The following is a 21,243-nucleotide window of genomic DNA, read 5'->3' on the forward strand; positions in this document are numbered from 1 at the left end:
CTTTATCTGAGTTTCAATGTCGCCAATCCGATGAGCACCAACAGCATTGTGATAATCCAGAACCGGACAACGACCTGTGTCTCTTTCCAGCCCTTTTGCTCGAAATGGTGGTGCAACGGCGCCATCAGCAGGATGCGCTTGCCGGTGCCGTATTTCTTCTTCGTGTATTTGAAATAGGATACCTGCAGCATCACCGACACCGCTTCCACCACGAACACGCCTCCCATGATGAACAGCACCAGTTCCTGGCGAATGATCACCGCCACCGCGCCCAGTGCCGCGCCCAGCGCCAGCGCGCCGACATCGCCCATGAACACTTCCGCCGGATAGGCGTTGAACCAGAGGAAGGCCAATCCGGCCCCCGAGATGGCGGCACAGAACACCGCCAGTTCGCCCGCGCCTGGAATGGAGGGTTCACCCAGATACTTCGAGAATTCGGCATGGCCGGCGACATAGGCGAAAATGGCCAGGGCCGCCGATACCATCACCGTCGGCATGATGGCCAGGCCGTCCAGGCCGTCGGTCAGGTTCACCGCATTGCTGCTGCCGACGATCACCAGATAGACCAGCACGATGAAGCCGATCATGCCGAGAGGGAACGCCACGTTCTTGAAGAATGGCACGATGAGTTCGGTATGCGCGGGCAGCGTGGCGTGTGTCCACAGAAATATGCCGACCGCCAGCGCGATCAGCGATTGCCAGAACATCTTCGCGCGCGCCGACAGGCCGTCCGGATTGCGGTGTACCACCTTGCGGTAGTCGTCGACCCAGCCAATGGCACCGACACCCAGCGTGGTGAACAGCACCACCCAGATATATGAATTGTGCAGATCGCCCCACAGCAATGTAGTGATGGCGACCGACATCAGGATCAGCGCGCCGCCCATGGTCGGTGTGCCGGCTTTCACCAGGTGCGTCTGCGGCCCGTCGGTACGCACCGCCTGGCCGATCTTCATTGCGGTCAGCTTGCGTATCATCCATGGACCGAGCAGGAAGGAGATGAACAGCGCCGTCATCGCCGACATCACCGCACGCAGCGTGATGTAGTTGAATACGCTGAATGTCCTGATGTCCTGCGCCAACCATTGTGCTAATGCGAGCAGCATGCTTCCTCCTTGTTGAGCGCGCTGAATTGCACGACCCGTTCCATCTTCATGAAGCGCGACCCCTTCACCAGCACCGTCGTCTGCGCATCCAGCTCCCCATCCAATACCTTCTGCAGCGTTTCGATGTCCGCAAAATGCTGCGCGCCCGTACCGAACTCGCGCACCGCTTCGGCGCTCAGGGTACCCAGCGCCAGCAGTCTCTCTATGCCCAGCTCGCGCGCCGCAATGCCGATCTCGCGATGGAACTGGGCCGCGTCGGCACCCAGTTCGCCCATGTCGCCGAGTACGAAGATGCGCTTGCCCCCGGTATGCGCCAGCACTTCCAGTGCGGCATGCATGGATGCGGGATTGGCGTTGTAGGTATCGTCGATCAGGGTCGCTCCATGCCGTGCCGGCTTGCGCTGCAGACGACCCGCCACTCCGCCAAATTCCTGCAGCGCCCTGGCGATGGTGTCCAGCGGAACGCCCAGCGCGAGCGCCGCAGCCGTTGCCGCCAACGCATTGCGCGCGTTGTGCTCACCCGGCACCTGCAGTGCGACGGACAACTCGCCTGCCGGCGTCCGTGCCCGCAGCGCGCCACCGTACCCCTGGGGGGTCCATTTCCCCTGGATCGCGGCCGGATGCGCCATGGCGAAATCGAGCACGCGATGCTGGCCCGCCAGGTTGCGCCATAACCCCGCATGCGCATCGTCTGCATTGATGACCGCCGTGCCGCCACTCGCGAGACCGGCGAATATCTCGCCTTTGGCGCGGGCCACGCCTTCCACCGAGCCCAGCCCCTGCAGGTGCGCCCCCGATGCGTTGTTGACGAGCGCCACATCCGGACGTGCGATGCGCGTCAGATAGTCGATTTCGTTCGGATGGTTCATGCCCATTTCGATCACGGCATAGCGATGCGCCGCGCGCAGCTTCAGCAAGGTGAGCGGCATGCCGATGTCATTGTTGAGATTGCCCTGGGTGGCCAGCACGCTTCCGGCATCGCCTCCCGTGGCGCGCAGAATCGATGCCAGCATTTCCTTTACCGTGGTCTTGCCGTTGCTGCCGGTGATCGCAACCAGGGGTATGTCGAACTGCGAGCGCCAATATGCGGCCAGCGCCCCCAAGGCCAGGCGCGTGTCAGGCACGCGCAGCAGCGGGCATGACACACCGCCGATGTCGCTGCCGGCATTCACGATTGCAGCAACGGCCCCCGCCTGAAGCGCCTGCCCGACAAAGCCTGCGCCGTCGAAATGTTCGCCCTTGAGGGCAATGAACAGGTCGCCCGGCTGGATGGTGCGCGTATCCGTGGAGACGCCTGCCAGGTTTACATCGGCACCGCCCATCTCTGCATGCAGCGCGCGTGCGGCTTGTGACAGCATCATCATAGCCAGCGCTCCTCGGGCTTCCACATGCTCAGCGCACGATGGGCGATCTCGCTGTCCGAGAAGGGATAGCGCACCCCCTTGATCTCCTGGTAATCCTCGTGCCCCTTGCCGGCCAGCAGCACCGTATCGTGCGGGCGCGCCATGGCGATGGCATGGTTGATGGCCTTCGCGCGATCCTCGATCACCTGGTACTCGCCCTGCATCCCGGTGCAGATTGCTTCGATGATCGAAGCCGGCTCTTCGCTGCGCGGGTTGTCGCTCGTGACGATGCAGATATCGGCGAACTTCGAGGCTACGGTTCCCATCATTGGCCGCTTGCCGCGGTCGCGATCCCCTCCGCAGCCGAATACGCAAAGGATTTTCCCGCCGAACGGTTCCGTCACTTCGCGCAGCGTGACCAGCACTTTTTCCAGCGCATCCGGCGTATGGGCGTAATCCACCACGACGGCCGGCACATTCTTGCCCCCCAGTGTCTGCATGCGCCCGGCTACCGCCTTCTGCAAACCGAGTTCGTGTACCGCGTCGTCCAGCCGGACTTCGCTGGCCAGCAACACCGCCAGCGCACCCAGCAGATTGGACGCATTGAAACGCCCGATCAGCTTGCTGCACAGCGCAGCCGCTCCCCAGCTGGTGTGCAGCTGCAGCGTCAGTCCCTGCGCATTCACCTGCGCAAGATTGCCGTACACCATGCGGATGCCCAGGCGCTCCGCCAGGCGCAACGCGTCGTCGCCAAGACCGTAGCCGATCACCTCGACGCTGGCATCCTGCAGTTGTTCGGCCAGCTCGGCACCGAAGGCATCGTCGAGGTTCAGTACCGCATGCTTGAGCTGCGACCAGTCGAACAGCCGCCGTTTTGCTGCCGCATAGCTTTGCATGTCGCCGTGGTAATCGAGGTGGTCGCGCGTGAGGTTGGTCAGCATCGCCACGTCGTAATGCACGCCGTTGACCCGCCCCTGCGTCAATGCATGCGAGGACACCTCCATCACCGCCACTTGCGCCCCCTGGCTCTGGTACTGCGCCAGCAAGCCATGCACGAGCAGCGCGTCCGGCGTGGTATTGGCTGTCGCCTGCAGCGTGCCGGGGAAGCCGTTCCCCAGCGTGCCCAGTACGGCACTCTTGCGCCCAAGCGCGCCGAATGTCCTGGCCAACCAGTGACTGATCGAGGTCTTGCCATTGGTACCGGTGATGCCCACCATCCAGAGCTTGTGCGACGGCCTGTCATAAACCTGGTCTGCGATCAGTCCGGCCTGGTGGCGCAGATCTTTCACCGCAAGATTGGGTACCTGCCACGCCGGATTCCATTCGAAATCGTGCGCCTCCCAGATCACGGCGTTCGCGCCGCGTTCGATCGCCTGCGCGATATAGCCGCGGCCGTCGGCCTGTCCTCCCGGATAGGCGACAAAGGTGTCGCCAGGCTGTACGGCGCGACTGTCGGACACCAGTCGCGCGATTCCCACACCCAGGCTATTCAATTGGTCCGGATGGAAGGCGGTCATACTTCCTCCCCCACTACCTCGCCCGGCGCCTGCAGCACATTATCCAGCGGCGCGTCATTGGGTATGCTGAGCATGCGCAGCGCAGCACCCATCACGTTGCTGAACACCGGGGCCGCAACCAGTCCGCCGTAATAGTCGCGGCCGCCCGGCTCGTTGACCATCACGGCGACAATCAGGCGCGGATTGGATGCGGGTGCCAGTCCGACGAACGATGCGACATAGCGATTCACATATTTCCCGTTCTCCAGCTTGTGCGCTGTGCCGGTCTTGCCGGCCACGCGGTAGCCGGTGATCTGTGCCAGCGGCGCGGTACCCCCCGGTTTCACCACCATTTCCATCATGTCGCGCACCGCTTGTGCGGTCGCATCGGAATAGACTTTGACGCCCAGCGCCGGGGTTTCCTGCTTGAGCAGGGTGATCGGCTTCAGTTCGCCGTTGTTGGCGAACACCGTATAGGCGCGTGCCAGTTGCAGCAGGTTCACCGAGATACCGTTGCCATAGGACATCGTCGCCTGTTCGATGGGACGCCATTTTCTGTAGTCGCGCAGTTTGCCCTCCGCTTCGCCGGGGAACTCGCTTCCCGTCAGGGAGCCGAATCCGTCCTCGCTCAGGCCATGCCATAGCGTTTCCGGCGGCAGGCTGAGCGCGATCTTGGCCGTGCCGACGTTGCTGGATTTCTGGATGATCTGGGCGACCGTGAGGAACCTCTCGGGATGGGTATCGTGTATCGTGCGGCCGTTCACGGTGAACACACCGCCCGACGTGTCGATGACCGAGTTGGGTTTGATCTTGCCCGCTTCCAGCGCCGTAGCAATGGTGAAAGGCTTCATGGTGGAACCGGGTTCGAACTGATCGGTGACCGCATGATTGCGTAGCACCGCCATGCCCGGCTTGTCGCGGTTGTTGGAATTGTAGGAAGGCCAGTTCGCCAGCGCCAGCACTTCGCCGGTCCTGGCGTCCAGCACGACGATGGAGCCGCCCTTCGCCTTGTTCCGCTCGACCGCCTGCTTGATCTCGCGGAAGGCGAGGGATTGTATTTTGCTGTCGATGCTCAAGGCGACATCGACTCCCGCCTTGGGCGCGCGCAGGCTGGCCACGTCCTCCACGATGAATCCGCGCCTGTCCTTGATCACCTGCTGGCTGCCGGCTTTGCCGCCAAGTTGCCCCTGCAGTGCCAGCTCGATGCCCTCCTGCCCGTTGTCATCGACATCGGTGAAACCGATCAGGTGCGCAGTGACTTCGCCACCCGGGTAGTAACGGCGATATTCGCGCTGCAGCGAAATGCCGGGAATGCCGAGTTTGACGACCTTCGCCGCCTGCTCCGGCGGCAACTGGCGTTTGAGATAGACGAACTCGCGCGAGGTAGCCAGTTTGCTCTTCACTTCTGCGGAACTCAGCCCGATGATCTGCGCCAGCTGGGATATCTGCGTCGGGGAAATCTCGACATCGCCCGGGCTCGCCCATACCGACTCGACCGGCGTGCTCACCGCCAGCGGCTCGCCGTGCCGGTCCGTGATCATGCCGCGGTGCGCGTGGATCTCGACGACGCGCCCGTAGCGTGCATCCCCTTCCTGTTGCAGGAATCCATTATGGATGCCCTGCAGGTATACCGCACGACCGAGCAAGACAACCAGCCCCGTCAGCAGCAGCACGAACAGCACGCGGGAACGCCATGCCGGCAATGCGATCTGCCCCGAGGTTTGTATGGCCGCAGTGGCGTAGTTCATGGTTGTACCGCCGCTCCACTACCGATGCGGATATAGCGAATCTGCCCCGCCTGCGGCATCTGCATCTGCAATTGGCGACTGGCAAGGTTTTCCACTCGCGCCGGCATGGCCAGCGTACCCTGCTCAAGCTGCAATTGGCCCCACTCCACATCCATCTGCTGCGCCCTGTCCTTTTCCTTCTGCAATTCCACGAACAGCTTGCGCGCCTTGTGCTGGGAGGTGACGACACCCAACGCACATGCGATGACTATGGCAAGCAAGAGGACATTCAGCCTAGCCACCTAAACGCTCCGCCACTCGCAACACCGCGCTGCGCGCGCGCGGGTTCGCTGCCACTTCTTCCGGCGATGCCTGGATCGCCTTGCCGACCAGGCGCAACTTCCCTTGCGGCACATCGGCTGCGCGGATCGGCACATGCTTCGGCAATTTGTCGCCCTGTGCCATGTCACGCATGAAATGCTTGACCATGCGATCTTCCAGCGAATGAAAGCTGATCACTGCCATGCGCCCGCCCTCTTTCAGATGACCCACGCATTGCGGCAGCACGCTCTCGAGTTCCTCGAGCTCGCGGTTGATATAAATCCGTATAGCCTGAAAGGTACGGGTCGCCGGATTCTTGCCGGGTTCGCGCGTGCGTACACTCTGGGCGACGATGTCGCCGAGCTGTTTCGTGGTGAGGATTTCTCGTTCCTGGCGCGCAGCAACAATCGCCCTTGCAATCTGCCTAGCAAACCGTTCTTCGCCGTAATCACGTATCACCTCCGCGAGTTCGCCCTCGTCCACCGTAGCCAGCCATTCTGCCGCTGTCTCCCCCCTGCTCGTATCCATGCGCATATCGAGCGGCGCATCGAACCTGAAACTGAATCCGCGTTGCTCGTCGTCCAGTTGCGGCGACGACACCCCCAGGTCCAGCAACACTCCATCCACCTTGTCGATCCCCAGTTCCTGCAGCACTTCTCCGAGATGCTCGAAACCGCTATGCACCATGCGGAAGCGCGCATCGTCGACCGCCCTTCCCGCCTCCACCGCTGCCGGATCCTTGTCCAGCGCGATCAGGCTTCCCCGCTCCCCCAGCCGGCGCAGGATCAGGCGGCTGTGTCCGCCGCGCCCGAACGTGCCATCCACGTAGATGCCATCCGGCTTCACCTGCAATGCTTCGACTGCTTCGTTCAACAGGACTGTCGCGTGAACCAGCCCCTCGCTCACAAAGTGAATCCTTCGAGTTCTGGCGGCAGGTTGTCTGCCGTGAACCCGGTCATCTTCTCGTTCTGCGCCTGCCACCGCGCCTCGTCCCACAACTCGAACTTGTTACCCTGCCCCACCAGCATCGCGCGCTTGTCCAGCACCGCGAAAGTCCGCAATGTCGGCGAAACCAGCACGCGACCCGCAGCATCCATCACCGCATCTTCGGCATGCCCCACAAGGAAGCGTTGCAAAGCGCGGATGCGCGGATCAAAGGCGGAGAGTTTCATCAATTTATCGCGAATGGGCTGCCACTCGGGTTGCGGATAGACCAGCAGGCAACCGTCGGCATCGGCAGTCAGCACCAGCTGACCCGCGCAATGCGCAAGCAGCATGTCGCGATACCGCGCCGGTATCGCGAGCCTGCCCTTGCTATCCAGATTGAGTTGTGTCGCCCCTTGGAACATCCCGTTTCCCCACTATTACCCACTTTTTACCACTTACAGCCACTATATTGAAAATCGACGGGGTGGTCAAGCAAGAAAACAGGATTTTTCTTTACGGGACAATGAGTTAGCGCACTTAGTTAATGCAAAACAAATATGCTTAAAAAGCAATGGATTGCGCGGAAAAGCTAAAGTCGTTTGTGATGCAACAGCAAGGCTGCGCACAAATCGCGAGCAGCATCGACTCGTCGCAAGGGGACCTGCCGGGAAAAATGGTCGCGAAAATCTCGACCAACAAAAGAGGTGAAGCTGGCCGGTAAGCCGGGTTCTGTCGTGGACAGTCATTCCTCTAGGCGTTTCGTTACCTGACGCTCAAGCAACCTACCCGCAAGCGACGCGAGCCACGTCATAGCTTGCCTATTTGGTCTTGCTCCGGATGGGGTTTACCCTGCCGCTGATGTTGCCACCAGCGCGGTGAGCTCTTACCTCGCCATTTCAACCTTGCCGTTTCCCGAAGGAACTTGGGCGGTATATTTTCTGTGGCACTTTCCATCGCCTCACGGCGTCCGGCCGTTAACCGGCATCCTGCTCTGCGGAGCCCGGACTTTCCTCTACGCAGCACGAGGTGCGCAGCGACTGTCTGGCCAGCTTCGGCACGGAGTTTACCACGCGAGGTGGCGGCATCCGACCATCGCGATGGTCCATCACTTGCCCTGCAGGGCCTGCCCCGTTTTTTCCAGAGCCTTGCCGCCCTTTTCCAGCGTTTCGTTGCCCAGCTGCTTGGCGCGGTCTACCAATGATTCTTTTGCAAACGGATTGGACAGCAGCGGCTTCTCCCGCCCGATATTGACACCAAGTGCCATGCCGATGAGCAGGCCGACCAGCAGGCTGACAAGAATGGTTTTGAGTTGCTTCATCGAAGTATGCCTCCAGTTAGTTGCAACGAGTGTGCCGCCTTACCCTTCTACCACTTGCATGCTGATACCCAATCCCTTCCATTGCTTCATTTCTTCCAGCAACGCAGCTTCGGTGAGCGGGTTCTGCACCAGCCAGCCCGGGGCAAGGACCAGATGGAACTTGGTACCGCTGAAGCGCCCTTGCATGGCCGGCAGCGCGACATCACCACGATTGCGGTAGATGAGCGCCGCAAGACGCAAGGCCATCACTTGGGCCAGCTGCGACGGCGCATTGAGCATGCCGCGCACCTTTTCCAGCCCCCCGCGATGCGCCAGCGCCAGCACGCTCAGGTGACCTTGTTCGGTTTTGGAGAATCCGGGCATGTCGGCGTTGGCCAGGATGTAGGAAGTGTGCTTGTGGTAGCCGCTATGCGCGACACTGATGCCGATCTCATGCAGGTTCGCCGCCCAGTTGAGCAGGTGCGACTCTTCGTCGCCGAGCTGGCCATCCAGGAATTGCCTCGCCAGGAAATCCGCCAGACGGGCGACCCGCGCTGCCTGGCGCACGTCCACGTGATAGCGGCGCATGAACTGCTGCACGGTGACTTCGCGCATGTCATTGTGATGGAAACGGCCGAGCAGGTCGTACAGCAACCCCTCGCGCAATGCACCGAGGGCCGGCTGCATGCGTTCGATACCGAGTTCACAAAAGGCCGCATACATGATGGCGAAGCCGCCCGGCAGCACCGGGATCCGGTCGGGTTTGAGGCCCAGCACGTCCAGTCTGTTGACGTCGCCAGCCTTGAGCATCTGGACACGCAATTGTTCCAACCCCTCGCGGGTGATGCCCCCCTCGCTGTAGCCATTCTGCTCGAGTATGTCGCACAGCACGCGGGCGCTGCCCGAGGAGCCGAATGCGACGTTCCAGTGCCCTTGGGAATACTCCGAAGCGATGGCCTGCACTTCGCTGCGCGCAGCCAACTCGGCCTGCTTGAGGTTGGCCTTGTTGATCTTGCCATCGGGAAAGTAACGCACGCTGTAGCTGACGCAACCCATGTACAGGCTTTCCAGCTTGAGCGGCTGCAGGCCGTTACCGATGATGAACTCGGTAGAGCCGCCGCCGATATCCATCACCAGCCGCCTGCCTTCCGTGTGCGGCAGCGCCCGGGCGACACCAAGATAGATAAGGCGCGCTTCCTCGCGCCCCGCAATGACGTCGATGGGAAAACCGAGAGCTGCCTCTGCCAGTTGCAGGAATTCCGGGGCATTCTTGGCGACACGCAGTGAATTGGTGCCTACCGCACGCACTGCTTCACGCGGCAGCCCGCGCAAGCGCTCGCCGAACCGCTGCAAACAGGAAAGTGCGCGCTGTTGTGCCGGCTTGTCGAGCCGCTTGTCTTCGGTGATGCCGGCAGCCAGGCGCACCGCTTCGCGCAATCCGTCCAGCATGTACAGCTGGTCATTCTCCACACGGGCGATTTGCAGCCGAAAACTGTTGGAGCCGAGATCGACTGCGGCAAGGATGGGTTGTTGCACAGGCGTTATTCGAGGACTTCGCGCTCGATCTCTTCCACGGTGACGTGGCGCACATCGCGGCCCTTGACCATGTACACCACATATTCGGACATGTTCTTGGCATGGTCCCCGATACGCTCGATCGCCTTGGCCACGAACAGGATCTCCAGCGAAGTGGAGATCGTGCGCGGATCTTCCATCATGAAGGTGATCAGATAGCGCATGATGGAACGGAATTCTTCGTCGACCTGTTCGTCCTGGCGCACCACTTGCGCGGCAGTGGAAAGATCGAGACGCGCGAAGGCATCCAGCGACTTGCGCAACATGTCCAACGCGATATCGGAAGCGTGCTTGATCTCGTTGTAGCGCGGCAGATACAGGCGCTCCTTCTGCGACAGCAGCTTGGCCATGCGGGCGATCTTTTCGGCCTCGTCGCCAATGCGCTCCAGGTCGGTGATGGTCTTGATGACCGTCGTGATCATGCGCAGGTCGCCTGCCGCCGGCTGACGGCGCACCAGGATGCGATTACAGCTCTCATCGATCTCCACTTCCAGCGAGTTCACGCGATGATCGTCGTCGATCACCCGGTTCATCAGCGCCACGTCGCCGGTAATCAGGGACTCGACCGCCAAGCGTATCTGGCTCTCCACCAGCCCCCCCATCTGCAGGACGCGGGCGCGTACCGCTTCGAGTTCTGCATCGAACTGTTTCGAGGTGTGTTCGCTACTGGCCATGTCTGTTCCTTAAAAAGGATTATTGCAAATGACGGATGCTACCGATGCGCCGTTACGATTTTGTTACTCCGGCTCAGGCGGTGAGCGTCTTTACGCCCTCCGGCGTGCCCAGCAACAGCACGTCTGCGCCACGGCGGGCGAACAGGCCATTGGTCACCACACCGGCCAATTGGTTCAATGTGGTCTCCAGTTCCACCGGATTCATGATCTGCAGGTTATGCACATCAAGGATCACGTTACCGTTGTCGGTGGTGAAACCTTCGCGCAATTTCGGCTGGCCGCCCAGTTTCACCAGTTCGCGCGCGATATAGCTGCGCGCCATCGGGATCACCTCGATCGGCAAAGGAAACTTGCCCAGCACGTCCACCAGCTTGCTGGCATCGCACACGCAGATGAATTTCTTGCTGGCCGCCGCCACGATCTTTTCGCGCGTCAGGGCGCCACCACCACCCTTGACCATGTGCATGTGACGCGTGATTTCATCCGCGCCGTCCACGTATACCGGCAGATCGCCCGCATCGTTCAGCGACAGCACTTCGATACCGTGCCCCTGCAGACGTTTGGCCGATGCTTCCGAACTGGCAACTGCGCCGCGTATCTTATGCTTGATCTTGGCAAGTTCATCGATGAAGAAATTGGCGGTGGAACCTGTGCCCACGCCGACAATGCAATCGGCCGGTACATAAGCGATCGCGGCCTGAGCGACCGCGCGTTTCAGATCATCCTGTGTCAAAGCCATGCTGTGTCTCAATCCCGGGAATAAATATTGTTTCGTGACGGGATTATTGCAGGAATTCGTTAAATTAGGAACCTCGCACGCCAGATCCGGCGCGCCCTTTCCAAATCGGCGTTTTGCCTTTAGGATTAGGTTGACGTGGGGGTGTAGCTCAGTTGGGAGAGCGTCTGGTTCGCAATCAGAAGGTCGTCAGTTCGATCCTGATCACCTCCACCACTAGAAACAACGCCTTATCGCGGCTTGGCGGCCGCTTCCACCCGCAATGGTCCCACAGCGATCCTGAATCGACAGCGCAAAAAAAATGCACTTCGTTGCCGAAGTGCAAATGTTCTCTTGAGGGAGGAGAAAACAGTGCGAATATTACCGATGCTGGATTACAAAATTATTAAACCCCAACCAGGCATGCAACCTTAATCATCCTGCAACACCTGAACCGGATAATGCCTCTCATCCTGTACTGATGGAGATGAAAATGAAGGTTACTTATCCGATTATCGACATTCTGCGTTCTTTCACGGAAGCGTTATCGAACTGCGTGAATGTGATCTTTCCAATAGCCATCTTGACCCTGATCTGCACCGCCTGATTGTGGCCTGCAGGCCATAGCGATTCTCATGGGCTGAAGCCAGGCGCTTGCTGGGCATTGATGATGCGGATATCACGTTGCGGATAGGGGATTTCGATATTCGCTTCCTGGAACTTGCGCCAGATCTCCATATTGATGTCGGAGCACAGATTGAGCTGCCCCTGCTCCGGGTCATTGATCCAGATGCCCAGTTCCAGGTCGATCCCGTTGTCGCCAAACGACTTGAGATAGACCTTCGCTTCCGGATCGGCGAGCACCCTCGGCTGATTGCTCGCCGCCTGCTTCATGATCTCCATGGCGCGCTGCAGATCGCTCTGGTAACTGACCTGCACAGGGATGCCGATGCGTATCTGCCGATTGGTATAGGTATGGTTGACGACCGTTGAGCTGACCAGCGTTTCATTCGGGATGATCGATTCGGTGCCGTCCGTGCTCTGCAACACCAGGTAGCGCGCGGTCAGTTGCGAGACTTTGCCGAAGCGCCCGTCCACCGTCAGCACATCGCCAGGATGGATGGAACGATCGAGCAGGATGATGAAGCCGCTCACGTAATTGCTGGCGATCTTCTGCAAACCGAAACCGATACCGACACCCAGCGCGCCGCCGAACACCGACAGCACAGTGATGTCGATCCCCACCAAGGGCAATGCGACAAGGATGCCCAGCACGACCAGCACAGCGCGGGTCAGCTTGGAGAGCACGACGCGCAGATTCAACTCCAGGTTTGCGGCGGACATGATCTTGCTCTCCAGCACACGCCCGAGCCACATCGCCCCCAGCATGGTGACCAGGATGGAGAACACGCCGCTCAGGATCATGAGCAGCGATATCTGCTGCTTGCCGACGCGGAAGCCGAGGTGATCCATGGCTTCCAATATCTCCGGCAGCAACCCGGTCAAGTGCAAGGCAAACCCGGCCCAGACCGCCATGGCGATGAATCTTTCCGATCCATGCAACCAACTGCTCGGGCTAAACACCTGGCGCAATGCATAGACCACCAGACTGATCAACATCCAGGCGAACAACAGGGGGACGACGATATTCAGGAGATTGACGGAATGCCAGTTCCGGAGCAGCGACCTTCCCAGCAACACCAGCAATAACGCGAATAAAGGGAGAGCCACCCGGTGCACGCCACCCAATCCAACTCTCGATGCTCCCTCGGGCCCGAGGTAACGACGCTTCAGCAAGCCGTTCATTCCCCAGGCAACAGCCATGCACACCGCCAGCAACGCCAACTGCCAGAGAATGGCGGTCTGTTCCAGGTCGGAAAGGAATTCGATGAGCAGATTGCGGGGTGTGTCAGGCATGGGCCGGAATCCGGATCAGATGAACAATATGAATCTTAGCATGTCCGGTGCAGCGCGATTCCGCAGCACGGTCACCCTCTCGGATGATGCTGGGCATGCAACCGCTTCAGGCGTTCTCGCGCCACATGGGTGTAGATTTGCGTAGTCGAAATATCCGAATGTCCAAGCAACATCTGCACCACGCGCAGGTCGGCACCATGGTTGAGCAGGTGTGTGGCAAAGGCGTGGCGCAGGGTATGCGGCGACAATGGCTTGTGCAAGCCGCCCTGTTTGGCGTGTTTCTTGATCAGGTACCAGAACATCTGCCGCGTCATCGCCTCGCCGCGCTGGGTAACGAACAGGGCGTCTGTCACCTTGCCCAAAAGCAAGGCAGGACGGGCTTCGGCGAGGTATTTCCTGACCCAGTCCAGCGCCTCTTCGCCCAGCGGCACAAGGCGCTCCTTGCTGCCTTTGCCCATCACCCGCGTCACCCCCATGTCCAAGCTCACCTGCGCCACGCTCAGGCCGACCAGTTCCGACACCCTCAATCCGCTGGCATACAGCACTTCCAGCATGGTGCGGTCGCGCATGCCGAGCGGCGTATCCACATCGGGCGCACTCAACAGCAGTTCGACATCCTCTTCGGTCAAGCTTTTGGGCAGGCTGCGCGGCAGCTTCGGCGTGGCGATCTGCAGGGTCGGGTCGATGGTAATTTTGTTCTGCCGCAGCAGGTAGCGGAACAATCGCTTGAGGCTGGAAATGGCGCGCGAGGTGGAAGTGGATTTGGCTTTTTGGCCGCTTACCAGGTACGCCAGAAAACCCTGGATATCGGCATGGGTGGTAGCCTGTAAACCGCATCCACGCTGCTTCTCCAGCCACTCGGTGAATTTGTTCAGGTCGCGCCGGTAGCTTTCCAGCGTATTGCGCGACAGGCCATCTTCCAGCCAGAGGGCATCGCTGAATTCATCCAGCAGGTCAACGTCGCTCATGTGCCAGCAACCAACGCTTGATATCCAGTGCGCCCGCATCTGCCCGATGCATGAATCCGCCCAGCCCGGCCTTGCTCACCACGCGATGGCAGGGAATGATGACTGGGATGGGATTGTTGCCGCAGGCCTGCCCGACGGCTCGCGCGCTTGAACCGATCTGCGCCGCCAGCTCACCATAGCTCAGTACCTGTCCACGCGGAATGCCACACATCGCCTGCCACACTTTGCGCTGGTGTTCTGTACCGTCCAGCCTGAGCGGCAGATCGAAATGGAAGCCAGCATTGTCCAGATAAGCCTGCAGTTGCCTGCACACCTCCCGGGCCAATACGCCGCGCGGCGACGTTGCCCGCGTATTCGCCGGCAGGAACTCGATGCCCAGCAGCGCATCCTCCGTACAGAGGATGCCCAGCTTTCCGAACGGTGCGGCGATAACGGCTTGGCGGGTCATATGCGCATGATAGCGGAAATGCAAAACGGGAGCCGTTGGGCTCCCGTTCAGGTACTGCAGGTATTGCTTGGTTACGCCGCAGTCGTGGTGCGCGCAGCCAGCTTTTCCTTGATACGCGCCGACTTGCCGGAACGATCACGCAGGTAGTACAGCTTGGCACGGCGGACGTCGCCCTTGCGCTTCACTTCGATGCTGGCGATGCTCGGGGAGTAGGTCTGGAAGGTACGCTCGACGCCTTCGCCGGAAGATACCTTGCGCACGATGAAGCTGGAGTTCAGCCCCTTGTTGCGCTTGGCGATCACCACGCCTTCGTAGGCCTGTACGCGCTTCTTGTCGCCTTCCACCACGTTCACGTTGACGATCACGGTGTCGCCGGGTGCGAAGTTGGGGATGGTCTTGCCCAGACGGGCGATTTCTTCTTTTTCGAGAATTCCGATCAGATTCATTTTGTTTCCTTTTCTTGTGCGGAGGCTTGTTCCTGCTGGTACTCTGCCAGTAGCCGAGCTTCCTGTTTAGTCAACTGGCGTGATGCCAGCAAATCCGGGCGACGTTCCGCAGTCCTGCCTAATGCCTGCTTCAATCGCCACTTCTCTATCTCGGCGTGGTGCCCGGACATCAATACGTCCGGAATCGCCTCGCCGTTATAAACCTCGGGGCGCGTGTAGTGCGGACAATCCAGCAGCCCCTGTACGAAGGAATCCTGCTGCGCCGATGCGTCGTCGCCCAATACGCCGGGAATCTGCCGCACCACGCTGTCCATCACCACCATCGCCGCCAACTCGCCACCGGACAACACATAATCACCGATGGAAAGCTCTTCATCCACTTGCTGGCGCAACAGGCGCTCATCCACGCCTTCGTAACGGCTCGCCAGCAATATCAATCCTTCATCCCGCGCCAGCAGTTCCATCACCACTTCATGGGTGAGCTGCCTGCCTTGCGGCGAGAGGTGGATCACGCAACTCTTCTTCGCCCCGCCTTGCGCCTGCGCTGCTTTCGCTGCGCTGATCGCTTTTTCCAGCGGTTCCGCCAACATCACCATCCCGGGGCCGCCGCCGTAGGGGCGATCGTCGATGGTGCGGTAGTTGTCGGTCGTAAAATCGCGCGGATTCCACGTCTGCAATTCAAACTTGCCCTGCTCTGCCGCCCGCCGCGTCACGCCATACTTTGTGAGCGCTTCGAACATCTCGGGGAACAGCGTGATGACGTCGAACCTCATTTGAGGTAATCCGCCTGCCAATCCACCCGGATCGTTTTGCCCTTCAGATCCACCTGCTGGATGACGCTGGCGATGAACGGGATCAATGTCTCGCCGATATCGCCCTTGATCACCAGCACGTCGTTGGCTCCGGTCTCCAGCAGGGTATCCACCGTGCCGAACACCTCACCCGCCTGGTTCACCACCGTCAGCCCGATCAGGTCGGACCAGTAATATTCGCCTTCTTCCTGCTCGGGCAACTCTGAGCGCGGGATCGCGATCAGCATGCCTTTGCATTTCTCGGCTGCCGTGCGGTCGGCGATGCCCTGCAGCCTGGCAATCACTACCTTGCCGCCATGCACGCTCGCATCCAGAACTTCCAGCGGACGCCAGGCTTGTTCGTTGCCCATGTACCAAGTGTCGTAGTCCAGCAGGCTATCCAGATATTCGGTAAAGGTCTGCACCTTCACCCACCCCTGGATTCCCTGTGCCGCAACCACTTTCCCCATGACGACCATGGGGCTTGCCTCGTTAACACTCATCACGTTTCGCCTCGTTTGTCCCCTCTCCCTCCGGGGGAGGGTTAGGGTGGGGGAAACGGTTATGACCGTCAGGCCTTGGCTGCTGCACCGGCTTTTTTGACCAGACGGCCCACGGTCTCGCTCAACTGCGCGCCGCGCTCTTGCCAATGCGTCACGCGGTCCAGCTGGATGCGCAAACCTTCCGAGCCTTCGGCAGCCAGAGGATTGTAGAAACCGATACGCTCGATGAAGCGACCGTCACGACGGTTGCGGGAATCCGCCACCACCACGTTGTAGAACGGGCGATTCTTCGCGCCGCCACGAGAAAGACGAATGACTACCATAATGATTACCCAATAAATAGTGATCTGGACTATGCCAAAGGGCGCGAATTCTACGATACCTTGCCAGCCTATGGCAAGGACTGTTTCCAAGGGGAAAATCAGCGGTGCAGGATGACTTCCAGCACGAATTGGGTGCCCAGATAGGCCAACACCAGGAATCCGAAGCCGCTGAGCGTCCAGCGCACTGCCGTATGCCCGCGCCAGCCATAGAAATGATGCCCCATCAGCAAGGTAGCGAACACCCCCCAGGACAGGATCCCGAACAGCACCTTATGGCTGAATTCCCAGGGATGGCCGAACAGCTTCTCCGAAAACAGCATGCCGGATGCGATAGTGATGCTCAGCAGCACGAATCCCGCACCGATAACCCGGAATAGCAGGCTCTCCATGGTCAGCAACGGCGGCAGGTTGCGCAACACCCTGGGCAGCTTGGCATGGTGCAGGCGTTTCTCGACCAGCGAGATCAGCGCCGCATGCAGCGCAGCGATCGTGAACAGGCTGTAGGCCAGCATGGCCCCCAGGACATGGGTGTCGAACAGGCCCGAAGCGTGCTGGGACAGGATACGCACATCCGGAAAGACCGCCGGCAGCGCCGTGCTGACCGCAGCCAGCGGCAAAACCAGGGTCTGCAAACTGGACAGGGGATAGAAGTAGCGCGCCAGCCAGTACACCAGCACCGTCAGCCACAGGATCAGCGACAACGCATAGACCAGCCCCAGGTTCAATGCGCCCAATATAAATAGTGTGTCGTAAAGCTGCCAGCCGTGCAGCGCCAGCGGCACGATGACCGCAAAGCCCAGGAAGCCGCGGTTCTGCTGCTCTGCATTGCCGGCCGCCTGCGCACGCCAGAACAGAATAGCCAGAATGGCATAAAGGGCAAACGTGATCAGAGGCAAGACTGAGTTCGACATGAGGAGTGCAGATGTTTTAGACTGTGCGGATTCTACAGGAAGCGCCGCGAAAGTGTCTGCACCGGCGCACGCCGAAATCATCGGGATTTGCACACATGCTGGATAACCTTACACAACGCTTCTCGGGCATCGTCAAGAATCTGCGCGGCCAGGCCAGGCTGACCGAGAGCAACATCCAGGACGCGCTCAGGGAAGTCCGCCTCGCCTTGCTGGAAGCCGACGTCGCTCTGCCCGTGGTCAAGGAATTCATCGCCACGGTAAAAGAGGCTGCACTGGGGCAGGAGGTCATCGGCAGCCTGACACCGGGGCAGGCGCTGATCGGCGTAGTGAACCGCGAGCTGACCAAGCTGATGGGCGAAGCCAACGTCGGCATCAACCTCGCCACCGTGCCACCCGCCGTGATCCTGATGGCCGGCCTGCAGGGCGCCGGCAAGACCACCAGCAGCGGCAAGCTGGCCAAACTGCTGCATGAACAGAACAAGAAGAAGGTACTGCTGGTCAGCTGCGACGTATACCGTCCCGCCGCGATCGAGCAGTTGCGTACGCTGGCACAGCAACTCGGGATCGATTTCTTCGCCTCCGATGCGAGCCAGAAACCGCTGGACATCGCCCTTGCCGCGCACGACTACGCGCGCAAACACCACCATGAGGTGCTGATCGTCGACACCGCCGGCCGCCTCGCCGTAGATGCGGCGATGATGGCCGAGATCAAGGACCTGAACGCCGCGCTGAAGCCGATCGAGACACTGTTCGTGGTCGACGCGATGACCGGCCAGGATGCGGTGAACACCGCCAAGGCATTCGGCGATGCGCTGCCGCTGACCGGCGTGATCCTCACCAAGCTGGACGGCGATGCCCGCGGCGGCGGCGCACTGTCGGTACGGCAGGTCACCGGCAAACCGATCAAGTTCGTCGGCGTCAGCGAGAAGCCGAACGGCCTCGAAGCCTTCCACCCGGAACGCATGGCGCAGCGCATCCTCGGCATGGGTGACGTGCTGTCGCTGCTGGAAGAGGCCCAGCGCAACGTGGACCATGCCGCCGCCGAGAAGCTGGCGAAGAAAATGCACAGCGGCAAGGGCTTCGACCTCAACGACTTCAAGATGCAGATCGTGCAGATGAAGAAGATGGGTGGCATGTCCGCATTGATGGACAAACTGCCGGCACAGCTGTCGCAAGCGGCGGCGGGCGCCAAGATCGACGAACGCCAGATCAACCGCACCGAAGGCATCATCAACTCGATGACCCCCTGGGAGCGGGCCCACCCGGAACAGATCAAGGCCTCGCGCAAACGCCGCATCGCCGCCGGTGCCGGCGTGCAGGTGATGCACGTCAACCAGTTGCTGAACCAGTTCGAGCAGTCGCAGAAGATGATGAAGATGTTCAGCAGCAAGGGCGGCATGGCAAAGATGATGCGCGGCATGGCAGGCAAATTCCCCGGACTTCGTTAACCAACCTCTCTGAGCAATCCAGCATGAATATCAAAGCCATCATTTTCGACGTGGACGGCACGCTTGCCGATACCGAGGATGCGCACCGCATCGCCTTCAACAAGACCTTTGCCGAGAACGGCCTGGACTGGAACTGGGACGTGGCGCTGTACGACAAGCTGCTGAAGGTGACCGGTGGCAAGGAGCGCATCAAGCACTATGTCGAAAGCTACCTGCCGGGCTTTGCCAAGCCGGCCGACTATGACGGCTTCGTCAAACACCTGCACGTGGTGAAAACCGGCCATTACACCGCGATGCTGCGCGGCGGCATGATCCCGCTGCGTCCCGGCATCAAGCAGCTCATAGCCGATGCGCGCAAGGCCGGCATCGTGCTGGCCATCGCCACCACCACTTCGCCGGAGAACGTCAGCGCATTGCTGGAGGTCGGCCTCGGCAAGGACTGGGCAAGCAACTTCTCCTCCATCGGCTGCGGCGACATCGTGCCGCACAAAAAGCCGGCGCCGGATATCTACAACTGGGTGCTGAGCGAACTCAAGCTCGCCCCGCAGGACTGCATAGCACTGGAAGACTCCAACAACGGCCTGCGTTCGGCGCTGGCGGCCGGCATCAAGACCTACGTCACCACCAACCCCTATACGCACCGGCAGGATTTCGCCGATGCCGCCGGCGTGTTCGACGATCTCAGCGACCTGGCGAACTTCTACCGCGTCACCGGCCTGCGCATTTAGGCAGTTCGCCCGGTTTCCTGCTAATCTTGCGGACAATTCATTTGTCCGCAAGCCATCATGCAAAATTACCTGAAGCGCATCCTCACCGCACGCGTCTATGACGTGGCCATCGAAAGCCCGCTGGAATATGCGTCCAGCCTGTCCGCACGCACCGGCAACAAAATCCTGTTCAAGCGCGAGGACATGCAGCCGGTGTTCTCGTTCAAGCTGCGCGGCGCCTACAACAAGATGGCGCAACTCTCTCCGGAACAGCTCAAGCGCGGCGTCATCACGGCTTCCGCAGGCAACCATGCGCAGGGTGTCGCGCTGTCCGCCAACAAGATGGGCTGCAAGGCCATCATCGTGATGCCAACCACCACGCCGCAGGTGAAAATCGATGCGGTCAAACATTTCGGCCAGCGTGCGGTGGAGATCGTGCTGCACGGCAGCAGCTACAGCGATGCCTACACTCATTCGCTCGCGCTGGAAAAACAACATGGCCTCACCTTCGTCCACCCGTTCGACGACCCCGATGTCATCGCCGGCCAGGGCACCATCGGCATGGAGATCCTGCGCCAGCACCAGGCACCCATCCATGCCATTTTCTGCGCAATCGGCGGCGGTGGCCTGATCTCCGGCGTGGCGGCTTATGTCAAACAGGTGCGGCCGGACATCAAGGTCATCGGCGTGCAGACCAGCGATTCCGATGCCATGGCGCGTTCGCTCAAATCCAGGAAACGCGTCACGCTCAACGATGTCGGCCTGTTCTCGGACGGCACCGCAGTCAAGCTGGCCGGTGAAGAGACTTTCCGCGTTTGCAAGCACTATGTCGATGAGGTGATCCTGGTGGATACCGATGCGGTCTGCGCCGCGATCAAGGACGTGTTCCAGGACACCCGCTCCATCCTGGAGCCGGCAGGCGCACTCGCCATCGCCGGCGCCAAGCTGTATGCCAAGCGCGAGAAGCTCAAGGGAGAGACGCTGGTCACGGTATGCAGCGGCGCCAACATGAACTTCGACCGCCTGCGCTTCGTGGCGGAGCGCGCCGAGATCGGCGAGAAGCGCGAAGCCATCCTCGCGGTGACCATCCCGGAAACGCCGGGCAGCTTCCGCCAGTTCTGCGCGCTGCTCGGCAACCGCAACATCACCGAATTCAACTACCGCTACGCCGACCCCAAGGCGGCGCAGGTGTTCGTCGGCGTGCAGGTGAAGGATCCGTCCGAGACTGCCAGACTGGTCGCCACGCTGGAGAAGCACAAGCTCAGCACGCTCGACCTCACCGACAACGAGATGGCCAAGCTGCACCTGCGCCACCTCGTCGGCGGGCGGGCGCCGGAAGCGAAAGACGAGATCATGTTCCGCTTCGAATTCCCGGAACGTCCCGGCGCGTTGATGAACTTCCTCAACAGCATGAACCATACCTGGAACATCTCGCTGTTCCATTACCGCAACCACGGCGCGGACTACGGCCGCGTGCTGGTCGGCATGCAGGTACCGCAAAAGGACAAGAAGGCGCTCAAGACCTTCCTCGACACCCTCGGCTACCCGTACTGGGACGAGAGCAACAACCCGGCCTACAAGCTGTTCCTGGGGTAAGGTG

General features: G+C 60.5%; 22 protein-coding genes, 1 tRNA gene and 1 other RNA gene. 4 read left to right on the top strand and 20 right to left on the bottom strand.

All coding sequences use genetic code 11. The features are described 5' to 3' along the window. Positions 1-2: 2 nt before the first annotated feature. From mraY to rpiA, 12 genes are all read right to left on the bottom strand, one after another. Positions 3-1,106 (bottom strand): phospho-N-acetylmuramoyl-pentapeptide-transferase, encoded by a 1,104-nt coding sequence (gene mraY / locus L6418_RS12200; RefSeq protein ID WP_237247197.1) that lies wholly within the window; start codon positions 1,104-1,106, stop codon positions 3-5. Then, positions 1,091-2,470 (bottom strand): UDP-N-acetylmuramoyl-tripeptide--D-alanyl-D-alanine ligase, encoded by a 1,380-nt coding sequence (gene murF, locus L6418_RS12205; RefSeq protein WP_237247198.1) that lies wholly within the window; start codon positions 2,468-2,470, stop codon positions 1,091-1,093. Before murF ends, mraY begins: the two co-directional genes overlap by 16 nt. Further along, complete coding sequence (locus L6418_RS12210) at positions 2,467-3,966, bottom strand: UDP-N-acetylmuramoyl-L-alanyl-D-glutamate--2,6-diaminopimelate ligase (RefSeq protein ID WP_237247199.1); 1,500 nt, start codon at positions 3,964-3,966, stop codon at positions 2,467-2,469. The genes murF and L6418_RS12210 overlap by 4 nt, the downstream gene beginning before the upstream one ends. Further along, positions 3,963-5,693, bottom strand: a complete 1,731-nt coding sequence (locus tag L6418_RS12215; RefSeq protein ID WP_237247200.1) for a penicillin-binding protein 2 — start codon at positions 5,691-5,693, stop codon at positions 3,963-3,965. Before L6418_RS12215 ends, L6418_RS12210 begins: the two co-directional genes overlap by 4 nt. Continuing rightward, on the bottom strand, positions 5,690-5,974 hold the full coding sequence (gene ftsL, locus L6418_RS12220) for a cell division protein FtsL (protein WP_237247201.1): 285 nt from the start codon (positions 5,972-5,974) through the stop codon (positions 5,690-5,692). Before ftsL ends, L6418_RS12215 begins: the two co-directional genes overlap by 4 nt. After that, complete coding sequence (rsmH, locus tag L6418_RS12225; RefSeq protein WP_237247202.1) at positions 5,967-6,899, bottom strand: 16S rRNA (cytosine(1402)-N(4))-methyltransferase RsmH; 933 nt, start codon at positions 6,897-6,899, stop codon at positions 5,967-5,969. Before rsmH ends, ftsL begins: the two co-directional genes overlap by 8 nt. Further along, complete coding sequence (gene mraZ, locus L6418_RS12230) at positions 6,896-7,342, bottom strand: division/cell wall cluster transcriptional repressor MraZ (RefSeq protein ID WP_237247203.1); 447 nt, start codon at positions 7,340-7,342, stop codon at positions 6,896-6,898. Before mraZ ends, rsmH begins: the two co-directional genes overlap by 4 nt. A 280-nt stretch (positions 7,343-7,622) precedes the next feature. Further along, an RNA gene (gene rnpB, locus L6418_RS12235) (RNase P RNA component class A) lies at positions 7,623-7,973 on the bottom strand. A gap of 52 nt (positions 7,974-8,025) precedes the next feature. Then, positions 8,026-8,238: a hypothetical protein gene (locus tag L6418_RS12240; protein WP_237247204.1), complete on the bottom strand. Its 213-nt coding sequence runs from the start codon at positions 8,236-8,238 to the stop codon at positions 8,026-8,028. Between the two features lie 39 nt (positions 8,239-8,277). After that, positions 8,278-9,753 carry an exopolyphosphatase gene (ppx, locus tag L6418_RS12245; protein ID WP_237247205.1) on the bottom strand — a complete coding sequence of 492 codons (1,476 nt, stop codon included), beginning with the start codon at positions 9,751-9,753 and terminating at the stop codon, positions 8,278-8,280. A gap of 5 nt (positions 9,754-9,758) precedes the next feature. Next, positions 9,759-10,466 (bottom strand): phosphate signaling complex protein PhoU, encoded by a 708-nt coding sequence (phoU, locus tag L6418_RS12250; protein WP_237247206.1) that lies wholly within the window; start codon positions 10,464-10,466, stop codon positions 9,759-9,761. A gap of 73 nt (positions 10,467-10,539) precedes the next feature. Next, positions 10,540-11,199 carry a ribose-5-phosphate isomerase RpiA gene (gene rpiA, locus L6418_RS12255; RefSeq protein WP_237248741.1) on the bottom strand — a complete coding sequence of 220 codons (660 nt, stop codon included), beginning with the start codon at positions 11,197-11,199 and terminating at the stop codon, positions 10,540-10,542. 143 nt (positions 11,200-11,342) lie between these two features. Between rpiA and L6418_RS12260 the strand changes: the two genes are divergently transcribed. After that, positions 11,343-11,418 (top strand) — tRNA-Ala (locus L6418_RS12260). Positions 11,419-11,814: 396 nt separating this feature from the next. Here the strand turns inward: L6418_RS12260 and L6418_RS12265 are convergent. The 8 genes from L6418_RS12265 to L6418_RS12300 all read right to left on the bottom strand — a co-directional run bounded on the left by L6418_RS12265 (position 11,815) and on the right by L6418_RS12300 (position 17,488). Further along, entirely contained in the window at positions 11,815-13,098 is a 1,284-nt protein-coding gene (locus tag L6418_RS12265) for a mechanosensitive ion channel family protein (protein WP_237247207.1), read from the bottom strand. Positions 13,099-13,169: 71 nt separating this feature from the next. After that, entirely contained in the window at positions 13,170-14,066 is an 897-nt protein-coding gene (xerD, locus tag L6418_RS12270) for a site-specific tyrosine recombinase XerD (RefSeq protein WP_237247208.1), read from the bottom strand. Beyond that, entirely contained in the window at positions 14,053-14,514 is a 462-nt protein-coding gene (locus L6418_RS12275) for a methylated-DNA--[protein]-cysteine S-methyltransferase (RefSeq protein WP_237247209.1), read from the bottom strand. Before L6418_RS12275 ends, xerD begins: the two co-directional genes overlap by 14 nt. A 71-nt stretch (positions 14,515-14,585) precedes the next feature. Further along, positions 14,586-14,960: a 50S ribosomal protein L19 gene (gene rplS, locus L6418_RS12280; RefSeq protein ID WP_237247210.1), complete on the bottom strand. Its 375-nt coding sequence runs from the start codon at positions 14,958-14,960 to the stop codon at positions 14,586-14,588. Continuing rightward, entirely contained in the window at positions 14,957-15,733 is a 777-nt protein-coding gene (trmD, locus tag L6418_RS12285) for a tRNA (guanosine(37)-N1)-methyltransferase TrmD (RefSeq protein ID WP_237247211.1), read from the bottom strand. The genes rplS and trmD overlap by 4 nt, the downstream gene beginning before the upstream one ends. Next, positions 15,730-16,254 (bottom strand): ribosome maturation factor RimM, encoded by a 525-nt coding sequence (rimM, locus tag L6418_RS12290; protein WP_237247212.1) that lies wholly within the window; start codon positions 16,252-16,254, stop codon positions 15,730-15,732. The genes trmD and rimM overlap by 4 nt, the downstream gene beginning before the upstream one ends. A 68-nt stretch (positions 16,255-16,322) precedes the next feature. After that, positions 16,323-16,577, bottom strand: coding sequence for a 30S ribosomal protein S16 (gene rpsP, locus L6418_RS12295; RefSeq protein WP_269807814.1), 255 nt, complete (start codon positions 16,575-16,577; stop codon positions 16,323-16,325). Positions 16,578-16,675: 98 nt separating this feature from the next. Next, on the bottom strand, positions 16,676-17,488 hold the full coding sequence (locus L6418_RS12300) for an inner membrane protein YpjD (protein WP_237247213.1): 813 nt from the start codon (positions 17,486-17,488) through the stop codon (positions 16,676-16,678). 95 nt (positions 17,489-17,583) lie between these two features. Here L6418_RS12300 and ffh point away from each other — a divergent pair, with 95 nt between their 5' ends. The 3 genes from ffh to ilvA are packed head-to-tail and all read left to right on the top strand — an operon-like array spanning position 17,584 to position 21,239. After that, complete coding sequence (gene ffh / locus L6418_RS12305; protein ID WP_237247214.1) at positions 17,584-18,936, top strand: signal recognition particle protein; 1,353 nt, start codon at positions 17,584-17,586, stop codon at positions 18,934-18,936. Positions 18,937-18,959: 23 nt separating this feature from the next. Further along, on the top strand, positions 18,960-19,664 hold the full coding sequence (locus L6418_RS12310) for an HAD family hydrolase (RefSeq protein WP_237247215.1): 705 nt from the start codon (positions 18,960-18,962) through the stop codon (positions 19,662-19,664). A 57-nt stretch (positions 19,665-19,721) separates the two neighbouring features. Continuing rightward, the gene (ilvA, locus tag L6418_RS12315) at positions 19,722-21,239 is read left to right on the top strand and encodes a threonine ammonia-lyase, biosynthetic (protein WP_237247216.1); all 1,518 of its coding nucleotides are present in this window, start codon (positions 19,722-19,724) and stop codon (positions 21,237-21,239) included. Positions 21,240-21,243 lie beyond the last annotated feature (4 nt).

Origin of the sequence: Sideroxyarcus emersonii (assembly GCF_021654335.1) — a bacterium.
GTDB classification, from domain to species: domain Bacteria; phylum Pseudomonadota; class Gammaproteobacteria; order Burkholderiales; family Gallionellaceae; genus Sideroxyarcus; species Sideroxyarcus emersonii.

Coding starts and splice junctions, on each gene's coding strand:
- mraY (WP_237247197.1), bottom strand. CDS start 1,106: ATGCTGCTCGCATTAGCACAATGGTTGGCGCAGGACATCAGGACATTC.
- murF (WP_237247198.1), bottom strand. CDS start 2,470: ATGATGATGCTGTCACAAGCCGCACGCGCGCTGCATGCAGAGATGGGC.
- L6418_RS12210 (WP_237247199.1), bottom strand. CDS start 3,966: ATGACCGCCTTCCATCCGGACCAATTGAATAGCCTGGGTGTGGGAATC.
- L6418_RS12215 (WP_237247200.1), bottom strand. CDS start 5,693: ATGAACTACGCCACTGCGGCCATACAAACCTCGGGGCAGATCGCATTG.
- mraZ (WP_237247203.1), bottom strand. CDS start 7,342: ATGTTCCAAGGGGCGACACAACTCAATCTGGATAGCAAGGGCAGGCTC.
- L6418_RS12240 (WP_237247204.1), bottom strand. CDS start 8,238: ATGAAGCAACTCAAAACCATTCTTGTCAGCCTGCTGGTCGGCCTGCTC.
- phoU (WP_237247206.1), bottom strand. CDS start 10,466: ATGGCCAGTAGCGAACACACCTCGAAACAGTTCGATGCAGAACTCGAA.
- L6418_RS12265 (WP_237247207.1), bottom strand. CDS start 13,098: ATGCCTGACACACCCCGCAATCTGCTCATCGAATTCCTTTCCGACCTG.
- xerD (WP_237247208.1), bottom strand. CDS start 14,066: ATGAGCGACGTTGACCTGCTGGATGAATTCAGCGATGCCCTCTGGCTG.
- L6418_RS12275 (WP_237247209.1), bottom strand. CDS start 14,514: ATGACCCGCCAAGCCGTTATCGCCGCACCGTTCGGAAAGCTGGGCATC.
- rplS (WP_237247210.1), bottom strand. CDS start 14,960: ATGAATCTGATCGGAATTCTCGAAAAAGAAGAAATCGCCCGTCTGGGC.
- trmD (WP_237247211.1), bottom strand. CDS start 15,733: ATGAGGTTCGACGTCATCACGCTGTTCCCCGAGATGTTCGAAGCGCTC.
- rimM (WP_237247212.1), bottom strand. CDS start 16,254: ATGAGTGTTAACGAGGCAAGCCCCATGGTCGTCATGGGGAAAGTGGTT.
- rpsP (WP_269807814.1), bottom strand. CDS start 16,577: ATGGTAGTCATTCGTCTTTCTCGTGGCGGCGCGAAGAATCGCCCGTTC.
- L6418_RS12300 (WP_237247213.1), bottom strand. CDS start 17,488: ATGTCGAACTCAGTCTTGCCTCTGATCACGTTTGCCCTTTATGCCATT.
- ffh (WP_237247214.1), top strand. CDS start 17,584: ATGCTGGATAACCTTACACAACGCTTCTCGGGCATCGTCAAGAATCTG.
- L6418_RS12310 (WP_237247215.1), top strand. CDS start 18,960: ATGAATATCAAAGCCATCATTTTCGACGTGGACGGCACGCTTGCCGAT.
- ilvA (WP_237247216.1), top strand. CDS start 19,722: ATGCAAAATTACCTGAAGCGCATCCTCACCGCACGCGTCTATGACGTG.